The organism is Pseudomonas neustonica, assembly GCF_003797945.1.
In the GTDB taxonomy this organism is placed as follows: domain Bacteria; phylum Pseudomonadota; class Gammaproteobacteria; order Pseudomonadales; family Pseudomonadaceae; genus Halopseudomonas; species Halopseudomonas neustonica.
The window spans coordinates 65,705-77,604 of the sequence record NZ_RKKU01000001.1 but is presented as its reverse complement, the minus strand read 5'-3'; the positions used below and the strand labels follow the sequence as shown (position 1 = coordinate 77,604).

Genomic DNA, 11,900 nt, shown 5'->3' with positions numbered 1-11,900 from the left:
TAAAGAACCTCAGCTAAGCTGCCAGAAAAATGCGACGTTACCCGGCGTTCTCAAGGCTCAAGTGCAACACTTGAGATAGAGTGTTGCCATGAATACCTATACGCATTTAACCACCAACGAACGGGTCGCATTGATGCTGATGCAAGGTCAAGGATTGAGCCTGCGCTCCATCAGCCGTCATTTGAACTGAAACGTCAGCAGCATTAGCCTGAGCTCAAGCATAATAGTACGGCCCACCACTATGATATAGCCTTGATATTTGCCAGAGAATAGGGTCTGATCGGCACAACTAAAATACACGGCCTTAAACACCCGGTTTGAAGGCATGCGCAAGCAAACTTAACAGCACTTGCTGCGCCACGGGAGTAACTGAACTATGATTACCTCGAAGTACGATCCTTCTTCCCTAGAGCATGGGACGCCTCGACGAAGCAGCCTATGCTGACCACTTATAAAGAACTGAAAAGCTTCTGGCATTACGAAATCCTTGGCGAGGACAAGCCTTTCTCCCGGCTAAAGCTGTTGCGCCGGATGCGCCGTAACAACTCCTACCATTGCCTTTTCTGGTTGCGCCTTTCGCAATACCTGCACACGTCGCCCCGACGCGGGACACAATCCATTGCCAAGCAAATCAATAAATCGCTTGCGCGCAAATTTGGCGTTGAAATCATGTTGGGCGCGCGCATCGACAAAGGTCTATGGTTGGGCCACCCCATCGCAATCGTGATTTACTCAGGCGTCATCATCGGCAAGAACTGTAATATACGACAGTGCACAACGATCGGTTCAGTCGAAGCCAACAACAAGTCGATCACGCTGGGTAACAATGTGGATATAGGCGCTCACAGCTGCATCATTGGTAGCGGTCTAAGCATTGGTGACAACGTCACCATTGGCGCCATGAGCTTCATCAACAAGGATGTACCGGGAAACGTTACCTACATTACACGCAAGCAGAACCAGATCAGCCCCAAGGAGTGACCCAGGGTCACTCCTATTCAATGAGATCCTGCGTTAACGCAGTACCGAACTCGACATCGCGATTGACCCGCCGCCCTAGAATCTCTTCCAGTTTTTTTGGCGGCAGCCCAAATCCCGGGCGCACACTGCGGACGTTGTCACGGGTCAGCACATCGCCTTTGCGCAGCGCGCTAGTGATGTAGAGAGAGCGGCGAAACCGTGCATTACCCTGCTCACTGGATTTGCGTCCATAATCAACTTTGCCCTGCGCCCTCCAGGCTGTCTTGCTATCTCTGCACAACGCCATTAGCTCAGGGGGTTCAAGAGAGAAGCTGTCATCCGGCCCGCCGCCACTGCGATCCAGAGTGAAGTGTTTCTCTATGATGGACGCCCCCAGAACAACACTGGCAATCGCCGTTGTGTTGTCCAGCGTGTGGTCCGACAGACCAGTGACAAGCCCATAGCGCTGCATCATGTCCTGGATGGTACGAAGATTGTAGTCTTCCGCCGGAGCAGGATAACCACTCACGCAATGGAGTATCGCCAACTCCTTGCAGCCACCCGATCGCGCCGCCTCAATCGCCTCTGAGATTTCGTCAGCATCGGCCATACCTGTAGAGATAATCATCGGCTTGCCGGTACTGGCCACATACTTAATCAACGGCAGATCGACAGCTTCAAATGAAGCTATCTTGTAAGCTGGTGCGTTGAGATCTTCTAGCAGATCCACGGCTGTATTATCGAACGGTGAGCTGAAGATGGTGATACCTAAATTACGGGCGTACTCAAAAAGAGGCTTATGCCAAACCCATGGCATGTGAGCTTCCTGATACAGCTGATACAACGTTTTACCGTCCCACAACCCACCGTGAATTTGAAACTCTTCAGCGTCGCAATCCAGAGTAATAGTGTCTGCCGTATAAGTTTGCAGTTTCACCGCATCGGCGCCAGCTTTATTAGCTTCTTCAATAATTTTCTGCGCAGTGTCCAGGCTGCCATTATGATTGGCTGATATCTCAGCAATGACATAAGGCTTATAATCTCCGGAAATTTTGCGCCCGGCAATCTCGATATATGGGTTCGCCATTTATAACCTCAAGGTCTAGGGAGTATGAATGTATTCGTGAGAACCACGATAAAATCGCGTTCCCGCTTTCGGCGCGCTGTAAGGCGGATTTTCAAGACCGAGTTTATCTGCAAGCCACCACCGAACATCTGTGAACCCCATTTTGTTACGGAATACCACAGTGCTCGATAGACGGGGATTAATTTCGAATAATAGTGGGCCCATCTCCGTGAGGCGAAGTTGAATATTGATCCCCCCATCAAGACGCATACACTCTAATATTTTACGAACATACTTATCGATTTCTGGACACTCAACCACAGCACCACTTCCAGTTAAACCGCCTACCAATTTACGCTTCATCAATAGAACATAAGGACCGGTCTTTGAAGAACTGTACACCGGACAGGTATATTCTTCGTCATCCGGGAGCAAGTAACTCTGCCAAACGAGACCAGTCGGACAGCTTGCCAATTCCTCAGCTGTATATATCAAAACGACTCCCTTGCTTCCCTGTCCGGATCTTGGTTTCACAATTACGGGGTAGCCAGAAGGTAGGTCATTACCCACTAACCCGTGTTCCGGAACTGGAATACCACGAGAGGCGAGGTAAGAAAGGCACTCGTATTTATCGAGTGATTTATCAATAGTAAAGTCGTTGTTTCGTATGACTATGGCACCACAAATTTCATGTATTTTCGCGGCAGCCAACACTCCAATCTCTGCTTCGCTGGTCGGAATAAAGACTTCGATTTTATTCTTGCGAATGTAATCAGATAGCCAAGAAATATAGTGCGCCTCAGTGGCTCGGGGTGCAACGGCACACTCATCAAAAACGAAGCACCCGGGGTGATCCGAGTGAATATCGATTCCATACAGGCCGGAAAAGTAACCCCAGTCCCGTAAAACCCTCGCAATACCGAAGCCAATATCACCTGCCACGCCGCTCACTAAAACCTTCATATATTTACTCACCTATTCATGATGTCGGCTAGATAACCTAGCGAGGGATCTTTTTCAAGAGCAGCGGCGATGATTGCATCCTTATCAAAAGCTCTTCTCTTGAACCGCACAACCTTGTTAGTGGTATTGACAACAAGGTAACTGGCCAAACCACCAGTATCTCGGGGCTGCCCGACAGATCCTGGGTTCAAAAGATAACGTCCCCCATGCTCATGAAAAAAAGGATAATGGGTATGACCAAATATGGTGTACGTGGCTTCTGAGTAATTGCCCAGCAATCTTTCAATTGGCGCATTCGGATAGAGGTACTCATCGGTACTGCCTAAAGCTCCGTGGCCTACATGAAACGTAATACCGTCAAGCGTCACGTTTATCTTTTCTGGCAGGGAAAAAAGCCACTGTAACTGCGTTTCAGAAAGCTGACGACGACATACTTCGTACCCAGAGCCGTATTTTGCATAATATCTATGGGCTGCTTCTTCACTGCCAAGAACCTGGTGGAGTATGTTCTCGTGGTTGCCCCGAATGCAAATAAAGCGTTCATCCGCCATCAACAAATTGACAACTTCAGCAGGCCAATAGTAGTAACCGATCAAATCGCCTGCAACAAGGATAGCGCTAACATTTTCTTTATCGAGATCTTCTAGCACCACTCGAAGGGCATGAATATTCGCGTGCAAGTCTGAAATAACAGCGACCTTCATTGGAGCAAATCTCCTACCATCTTGATAACAACTTCAGCCACCTCATCCGGGCTTTTCAACGCATGCTCATTTTTAAAATCCTGGAATAGACCAACATCTGGCATTATTTCTGCCAACTGGCAACGGATATGGCTTTGCATATCGGTATCCATAACGCCCGGGTCAAAATGGTGTACCAAGACATTATCGTTTTCAAAAGCCAGCACATTGAGAGCCATAACTGCTGCCGCTTTGCTAGTACAATATGGCATCCAGCCCTTAATGGGCGCTTGCGCGGCACCAGAACTGACATTGACAACATACAATCGAGCGCCCACCTGCTTAGTTTTAAGTGTCAATTGTTGAACAAGAGCTAAAGGCGCTATGCAATTGATACGCAGGGAAAGTTCCATCTCAACCGTAGTAATTTTCTCTGCTCTGCCTATGGGGTCGATGGTGCCAGCATTACTGATCAAGACAACATTTTCGGTTCCTGGCTCAACATTTATTTGTAGGTTAAGCCCTTCCTCAGTACCGAAGTCTGACTGGATGTATTCACACCCCAACGCAGGCTCGCAAAATAATTTGCGGGAAATAAACGTATATTTCGCCAACACAGACTTTCTCGCAGTTAAAATGTCGTGAATTTCTCGTCCAAGCCCCCTGTTAGCTCCAGTCAAAATAATCGAATTCATTTCATACTCATGAGATGGTCTACCACTCTTTTGGACCCAAGGCCATCGACTATCGCAGCCGAACTATTTATCATTCTCGAAATATTGGACCAAATTTGCGTTAAAACATCCTCAAGCACTTTATCGTCAGACGCTTGTACGTTCCTCGTATCCAGTGCAATAGCTGCACCTTTTTCGATCAACGACTGATTTACCATTTTTTGGTTATCGGCTAGAACGAACTGTATTGCTGGCAACCCCAAACAACAACGCTCCCAAGAAGTGCTTCCCGCAGCCCCTATGCAAAGATCTGCCAGACACATGCGCTCCGCCATGTCTCTAACATTCACACTTACAGTGGCTTTAAAAGGCAGTTCTTTGGCTTGTCGACGAACCGCTAACAGGCTAGGAGCCGATGCCCCCATCACAATATCCAACTCCGTTTCTAGCGGCAACTGGCTGTGACCAAGCGCTTCCAATACTTGGGCGGTTACATTGTTGAGGTCTACACCACCCAATGTTATCAAAATACGGCTGATTTTAGAGTTATGCCGGCGTTCGAGGCTTCGCTCCCTGAGTTCTACAAATTCCGGCCTGAGCAGTGCATAGTTAGGGCCAATAAGACGATTGCATTTTTCTGATACCAGTCCATTGTAGTCTTTTTCCATTCGACCGAGGTTTTGATCCAGCAGAAGCTCACATTGATGTGAGCGGTCGGCCAGATCATCAATAACCATCAGCCGCTCATAATAAGGTTTCAGCGCCTGCTCCCATTGGCAGTCCAAGGCATAGTGATCAACCACCAGCCACTGCGGCTTTATCTTTTCGAGTACCTTTTGGCAGGCTCCCGCATCGTCACGCTGGGAGGCGCCCAGCCAGGCTGCATGCGCAAGCTCCTCGCCCTCATGCTCCCAACCGTTGCTAGCAGTTGTTGGCGAGCAGACCAAAGGGTGGGCGTGAAACCCCTGCCCTAAAATAAAATCAATTAGGTTACCTTTGTGCTCGCGGCAGATGAAGTGGCACTCGTATCCCTTCTCACGCAGCGCATTGGCCAGCGTCAAACACCGCATGACATGCCCAGTGCCCATATCCAGCGAAGCATCGGCCCGAAACACCACCTGCTTGGAGGTCATTGCACTGATTCCGCTTGCAATGCCTGGAACATAAATTGCGCACGCTCCCAGTCCTCCGCGGTATCGATATCCTGAACCCGGTGGCGAGGCAAAAGTACAGGGAGAGATCCTGACGCAAAGATGATGCGACCTTCCTTCCAAGCTTCGGCACGCCCCCAATAGAACTGTCCGGCATCGTGATATGCCTCATCCAGATCCTGAGAGCGGGTATTGAAGTGTTCAGGGTTGCACATTTCCACCCGCCCCTGCGGTGTAAGGCGGATAGCGCGTTGGACTGGAAAGGCATAGCTGGTGACGGAAAAGGCATAGTCACAACCGGTTTCAGCCAAAATTGATAGGCCTTTGCGCAAATCTTCCGGCATGACAAAAGGTGCAGTCGCGTACAAGCAACACACCTCTTGCACGGGCGCCCTTATGTGCGCCTCCATCCAGTCAATGGCATGTCGGATAACAGGGATGGTTCCAGTATGATCGTCGGATAACTCCGCGGGACGCATGAACGGAACTTCAGCACCGTTTTGAAGCGCGACTTCAGCAATTTCCGCATCGTCGGTAGAAACTATAATCCGGTCAAAACAGCCGCTTTCCAACGCAGCCTCGATGGACCAAGCGATCATCGGCCTACCACAGAACGTCTTGATATTTTTACGTGGAATACGCTTGCTACCGCCGCGAGCGGGGATTATCGCAATTTTCATCTTTGCCTAACCCTTTCTAGGCTTAATGACAAGTGATGGCGAGCTACCAAAAACAAGAGAGTTACTCGGAACATTCTCATCTTTAATATAACTATTAGCGGATATTATCACGTCATCACCAATCTTGCATCGGCCTAGAATTTTTGCTCCCGAGAACATCTGTACGTTTTCCCCAATCTCAGGAAACACCCCTTTATTATTCCCAACAGTACATAGCTGCGAAAAGGTAAAATTCTCACCATAGTCGGCACGCCCCATAACACTTCCTACAGGATGGTCTAAATTAAATACTTTCGGCATCACCACTTCATAGTAAAGATCCAGACCATTAAGCGCCTTATTCAAAAAATAGATCTTGTCTGCGAGATCACGCAGCGCCGGAAAGTCTGAAATCACTTGTCGCGCAAGGAAATACAAAAATATACAGTACTGCCCAGAGTGATATATAGAAAAAAACACACATCCATTTTTTTTATAATATTTGTTTTTTGAAAACGAAAAACAGTACTCAGTATTTTCCAACGCAGCACTAAGCGAAGCTAAAACCGCATCAGCTTCATATTCATCAATAAAAAAAAGATTATGTATTTGATGTTTAACCAGCTTTCCCAACATCTCAACTGAAGGCGAAACTAGCATCTATCATACTCCTATCGCTACTTTTAGAGCTTGAAACACAGCATCTTGCTGCATATCCGTCATGGTTTGGAAGATCGGCAGACTGATGGCTTCAGCATAGTACTGCTCTGCCTGCGGGTAGTCGCCGACCTTGAAGCCCATTTTTTGATAGTAAGGCTGAGTATGCACCGGGATGTAGTGCAAGTTCACACCGATGCCTAACTCGCGCAGTGCTTCAAAGACCTCCCCGTGGCTCTTGCCAATTTTATCCAATTGCAGACGAATCACATACAGGTGCAGACCAGAGTAGCTGTCTGCGTGCTGCGAAGGCGTAACAACTGGCAACTCAGTCAGTAGCTCGTCATAGCGGCGGGCCAACTGGTGGCGCCTTGAAACGAACTGATCCAATCGTTCCATCTGGCTAACGCCCAAGGCCGCCTGTAGCTCGGTCATCCGATAGTTAAAACCCAGATCAACCTGCTGGTAGTACCACGGGCCGTCCGGTTCATGAGTCATCAAGTCTTGATCGCGGGTAATACCATGACTTCGCAGCAAGGCCATACGGTTGGCTAGCTCGCCATCATTGGTTAGTGCCATGCCACCTTCGCCAGTGGTAATGATCTTGACCGGGTGAAAGCTGAACACCGTGATATCACTATAACGTCCACTACCAATGAATTCGCCCCGGTATTTACCACCAATCGCATGGGAAGCATCTTCTATGATTTTAAAACCATAGCGCTGAGCAAGCGTATGAATAGAAGCCATATCACAAGGCTGGCCACACAGGTGAACAGCTACCAGCACCTTGGGCAAACACCCCTGCTGTTCAGCCAGTTCAAGTCTGGCCTGCAGCGCTTTGGGACAGAGGTTGTATGTCTCAGGATCAATATCGACGAAATCAACTTGAGCGCCGCAATACAAACCGCAGTTAGCCGAGGCAACGAAAGTAACTGGTGTAGTCCACAACCAATCACCTGCTCCAAGACCCAACGCCAAACAAGCTATATGCAATGCGGAGGTTGCACTATTCACGGCCAATGCATGCCGAGCACCGACATGCATTGCTACACTCTGCTCAAAACGCGGTACCACAGGCCCCTGAGTCAGAAAGTCAGACTTCAGTACCGCCACAACCGCCTCGATATCCGCCTCAGTAATATCCTGTCTGCCGTAGGGAATCATGCTCAAATACTCCCTATCTTTTCCCGATTGGCATCAATCCAGCTTTGCAGCTGCTCACCGCTCATCCATTCGCTGTTATTGTCGCTTGAATAGACAAAGCCTTCAGCAACCCTCTTGCCGTTCTTGATGCGTTCTGGCGAATTGCTCCAATCATTGATGACCGGCAGAATCTTGAAATGCTCTGGGTACTCGTAAGTGTAATAGGCGTCTTCGGCGCTGATCATCTGCTCATGTAACTTCTCGCCAGGACGAATACCAATAATTTCTTGCTTGGCTTCAGGCGCGACAACAGTCGCAAGATCGGTCACCTTCATGGAAGGAATCTTCTTCACATAGATCTCGCCGCCAACCATATCTTCAAACGCGTGCCAAACCAGATCCACGCCCTCCTCCAAGGAGATCATAAAGCGAGTCATCCGCTCATCAGTGATCGGCAGCACGCCCTTGTCCTTTATCGACATGAAGAAAGGAATTACCGAGCCGCGCGAGCCCATCACATTGCCGTAGCGAACCACTGAAAAGCACGTACCGTGTTCGCCGGAGTAGGCATTACCAGAGACAAACAGCTTGTCGGAGGTCAGCTTAGTGGCACCGTACAGATTGATCGGGCTGCTAGCCTTATCGGTAGACAGTGCCACCACACCTTTCACTCCTTTATCGATACAAGCATCGATCAGGTTCATCGCGCCCAGCACATTGGTCTTGATGCATTCGAAAGGGTTGTACTCAGCAGTTGGTACAATCTTGGTCGCGGCGGCATGCACAACGTAATCGACACCATCCAAGGCTCGGTACAGACGTTCCTTATCACGCACATCACCAATAAAGAAGCGGATCCGAGGATCACTTTCAAACTTTTTCGCCATATCCCACTGCTTCATCTCATCGCGCGAGAAGATGATGATTTTCTTTGGGTTATATTTGGCCAACGTCATCGGGACGAAGGTATTACCGAAGGAACCAGTACCACCGGTGATTAGAATCGTTTTATTACTGAGCATAGGACAGCCCTCTATTTCAAAGCAGATACGTTTTTATGGCTTCGGCAACACGCTGGTGAGCCGTACGGTCACGACTGCCAAATACCCAGGAAAAATAGGCCTGCCGCTGTTGTGCATAGACAGGGGCGTCCGCTATCGCCTTATCCAATATGGATGAAAAAGCTACTGGTGCATCTTTGATCGTCAGGTTCAGCCCACAGTCATATAGAGTCAGTAGCTGCCCCAGATCGTCCGGATGCATAGCTTCCTTAGTCCCGATTTCCTGGATAATGTTTCTGGAGCACTCTGGCGTTTCAATAAATAGCTGCGGAATATCATAAAAAAGCGCCTCCTCACTGGGAGAGTTGGCGTCTGAAACCACCAGGTCCGCCACCGACAGAACCTCAGACAAGGCCCTCGAGCTGAGGTCAAGGAAAGCATTGCCACGCCGCGTCATCAGTTGCTGGATATGCCGAAAACTCTCGCGATCACGCCGCCTGGAGGTAAGCGCTTGGCTTGGATGTGGGCGCAAAATGACATTGAAGTGAGCCGGAGCCGATTTCAATAACTGCTCCGCTGCACGCTGCCACGAACCAAATCCGCGACGGCTGGATGTGTAAAGCACAGTCTGCTTGTCGACACCTAGGCCCAGTCCTCTCAACACCTGTCCGCGCTGAATAGCGCTCCGTTCGGGGTATTCACAAAAAGGCAGAAAACCGGTATCAACAGTGCGCAGGTTCATGCCGAGCGAAAAGCGCTCGATCATAGTTTTCATCCGCGGCCCTGTAACGCAAAGCAAGTCGAAATGCGCATTTTGTTCTAGCGCGTGCTGGCTGAGCATCATGTAAGTGCCGTGAAAAACTGTGCATTTTTTTGCGCTATAAGGCTGCAAAAAGTTTTTGTAGGGCGAACCTGTAACTATGACATCGGCACCGTCCAGCAGTCGATTCCCCTTGGAAAGAGCACCAAAGTAGCGAGAGTAACGCGCGGTTAATAGCTCAGGGTAGTGAGCACGTGCCGCCCGCAGAGTACTGCGCCGGCTGCTGACAAACGCACCCGGCAGCTGCCGAGCTACTTGCGCAAGCGGCGGCACCGCCTGAAACATCTTGGAAAAATAGACAATACTTGGATCAGACATCGTTTTGTTTGGGCTCTTTCTTGACCACCAGAATATCTTCCATGATCAAGAACTGCAGATCCGATCCGTAGAACATATCCAGTGCATCAGTCGGCGAGCACACCATAGGCTCCCCGCGACGATTAAGCGACGTATTCAGCACCACACCGTTACCGGTCATGACTTCCAGTTCTTTCATTAGGTCGTAGTAGCGCGGATTGTATTCGCGCTTGAGTACCTGTGCTCGTGCCGTTCCGTCCTCGTGTACCACTTCATGAACTCTGTTCTTCCACTCATCGTTAACGTCAAAGGTGAAAGTCATGAAAGGTGACGGGTGATCCACCCCGAGCATCTTGTCAGCGACGGTATCGAGCATAGACGGGCAAAATGGGCGCCAGCGCTCACGGAACTTGATCTGCTCATTGATGCGGTCGGCAACGCCTTTAACGCTTGGGCAACCGATGATTGAGCGGCCACCCAGTGCACGCGGACCAAACTCCATACGCCCCTGGAACCAAGCGACGGGATTACCCTCCACCAGCACTTTGGCGATTTCCTGCGGAACGTCATCGATTTTTTCCCACTGCGGCGAGTTGGGATGCCGCGCGCAGGCAGCGATGATGTCTTCGTTGCTGTATGCAGGGCCGAGATAGACGTGCTCCATCTTTTCCACCGGCACGCCATTCTTCACCGAGATATAGGAAGCAGCACCAACCGCGGTGCCCGCATCACCAGAGGCAGGCTGCACAAACAGCTCCTTGACCTCGGGGCGAGCAATAATCCGCTGATTCAGTTTAACGTTTAGTGCGCAGCCGCCCGCGAACGCCAGGCGCCCGGTTTCACGCAGAATGTCGCCGAGATAGTAGTCCATCATTTCCAGCGCCAGCTTCTCGAACAGAGCTTGCATGCTGGCGGCATAGTGAACGTAAGGATCATCGGCGATATCACCCTCACGCTTGGGCCCCAACCACTCGATCAACTTGGGCGAGAAGTAGTATCCCTTACCTTTGTCCTTGTAGCGACGAAAGCCAATCACGTTGGCGTAGTCGGTGTTGATGATCAGCTCACCATTTTCAAACTTGGCTAGGCGTGAAAAGTCGTATTTGCTGGCATCGCCATAGGGCGCCATGCCCATGACCTTGAACTCACCATCGAGCATTTCAAAACCAAGAAACTCGGTTAACGCACCGTAGAGACCGCCCAAGGAATCCGGATCATAAAACTCTTTGATCTTGTGGATCTTGCCGTTCTCCCCATAACCAAAAAAGGTAGTCGCGTACTCACCCTTGCCGTCGATGCCCATGATCGCGGTCTTCTCGGTAAAGCCCGAGCAGTGGTAGGCGCTGGAGGCGTGAGCCAGATGGTGCTCAACCGGCTCCAAACGTACTTTCTTGGCATCAAACCCCAGCTGCTCCAGGCACCACAGAATCTTGTTGCGATAACGTTTGAAGCGGCGGTTACCCGTCAGTAACGCATCCAGAGAGCGGTCCGGCGCGTACCAGTAACGCTTGGCGTAATGCCAGCGCGCCTTGCTGCCAAATAAACTGATGGGGGCAAACGGAATGGTGACAATATCAACATCAGCCGGCTTGATACCCGCCTGCTCCAGACAAAATTTTGCCGACTCGTAAGGCATGCGATTTTTCGCGTGCTTATCGCGAACAAAGCGCTCCTCCTCAACCGCTGCGATCAGTTTGCCGTCTATGTATAGCGCAGCGGAGGGGTCATGACTCAGCGCGCCGGAAAGTCCAAGGATCGTCAATGCCACAGGGTTGCCTCTTGAGTCAGTATGCGAAAGGATTGATTTTACACTCTGCCGCACT

The 11,900-nt window shown here is 50.0% G+C and carries 12 protein-coding genes; 1 reads left to right on the top strand and 11 read right to left on the bottom strand.

All coding sequences use genetic code 11. The features are described from left to right. The first annotated feature begins 438 nt into the window (after window positions 1-438). Complete coding sequence (locus EF096_RS00300) at window positions 439-981, top strand: serine acetyltransferase (RefSeq protein ID WP_123887609.1); 543 nt, start codon at window positions 439-441, stop codon at window positions 979-981. Window positions 982-994: 13 nt separating this feature from the next. On the opposite strand, the gene pseI is transcribed toward EF096_RS00300, so the two are convergent. The 11 genes from pseI to EF096_RS00245 are packed head-to-tail and all read right to left on the bottom strand — an operon-like array spanning window position 995 to window position 11,845. Next, window positions 995-2,047, bottom strand: a complete 1,053-nt coding sequence (gene pseI / locus EF096_RS00295; RefSeq protein ID WP_123887608.1) for a pseudaminic acid synthase — start codon at window positions 2,045-2,047, stop codon at window positions 995-997. 15 nt (window positions 2,048-2,062) lie between these two features. After that, complete coding sequence (locus EF096_RS00290; protein WP_123887607.1) at window positions 2,063-2,989, bottom strand: ATP-grasp domain-containing protein; 927 nt, start codon at window positions 2,987-2,989, stop codon at window positions 2,063-2,065. A gap of 8 nt (window positions 2,990-2,997) precedes the next feature. Continuing rightward, the gene (locus EF096_RS00285) at window positions 2,998-3,693 is read right to left on the bottom strand and encodes a metallophosphoesterase family protein (protein WP_123887606.1); all 696 of its coding nucleotides are present in this window, start codon (window positions 3,691-3,693) and stop codon (window positions 2,998-3,000) included. Beyond that, window positions 3,690-4,367 (bottom strand): SDR family NAD(P)-dependent oxidoreductase, encoded by a 678-nt coding sequence (locus EF096_RS00280; protein WP_123887605.1) that lies wholly within the window; start codon window positions 4,365-4,367, stop codon window positions 3,690-3,692. The genes EF096_RS00285 and EF096_RS00280 overlap by 4 nt, the downstream gene beginning before the upstream one ends. Beyond that, on the bottom strand, window positions 4,364-5,479 hold the full coding sequence (pseG, locus tag EF096_RS00275) for a UDP-2,4-diacetamido-2,4,6-trideoxy-beta-L-altropyranose hydrolase (RefSeq protein WP_123887604.1): 1,116 nt from the start codon (window positions 5,477-5,479) through the stop codon (window positions 4,364-4,366). The genes EF096_RS00280 and pseG overlap by 4 nt, the downstream gene beginning before the upstream one ends. Then, complete coding sequence (gene pseF / locus EF096_RS00270; protein ID WP_123887603.1) at window positions 5,476-6,177, bottom strand: pseudaminic acid cytidylyltransferase; 702 nt, start codon at window positions 6,175-6,177, stop codon at window positions 5,476-5,478. The genes pseG and pseF overlap by 4 nt, the downstream gene beginning before the upstream one ends. Window positions 6,178-6,183: 6 nt before the next feature. After that, window positions 6,184-6,816 carry an LbetaH domain-containing protein gene (locus tag EF096_RS00265; RefSeq protein ID WP_123887602.1) on the bottom strand — a complete coding sequence of 211 codons (633 nt, stop codon included), beginning with the start codon at window positions 6,814-6,816 and terminating at the stop codon, window positions 6,184-6,186. A 3-nt stretch (window positions 6,817-6,819) separates the two neighbouring features. Beyond that, on the bottom strand, window positions 6,820-7,980 hold the full coding sequence (gene pseC / locus EF096_RS00260; protein ID WP_123887601.1) for a UDP-4-amino-4,6-dideoxy-N-acetyl-beta-L-altrosamine transaminase: 1,161 nt from the start codon (window positions 7,978-7,980) through the stop codon (window positions 6,820-6,822). 2 nt (window positions 7,981-7,982) lie between these two features. Then, the gene (pseB, locus tag EF096_RS00255) at window positions 7,983-8,981 is read right to left on the bottom strand and encodes a UDP-N-acetylglucosamine 4,6-dehydratase (inverting) (RefSeq protein WP_123887600.1); all 999 of its coding nucleotides are present in this window, start codon (window positions 8,979-8,981) and stop codon (window positions 7,983-7,985) included. A 16-nt stretch (window positions 8,982-8,997) separates the two neighbouring features. After that, a complete protein-coding gene (locus EF096_RS00250; protein WP_235869584.1) occupies window positions 8,998-10,065 on the bottom strand; it encodes a hypothetical protein in 1,068 nt (355 codons plus the stop codon). Between the two features lie 25 nt (window positions 10,066-10,090). Further along, window positions 10,091-11,845, bottom strand: coding sequence for a carbamoyltransferase family protein (locus EF096_RS00245; protein ID WP_123887598.1), 1,755 nt, complete (start codon window positions 11,843-11,845; stop codon window positions 10,091-10,093). Between the last annotated feature and the right edge of the window lie 55 nt (window positions 11,846-11,900).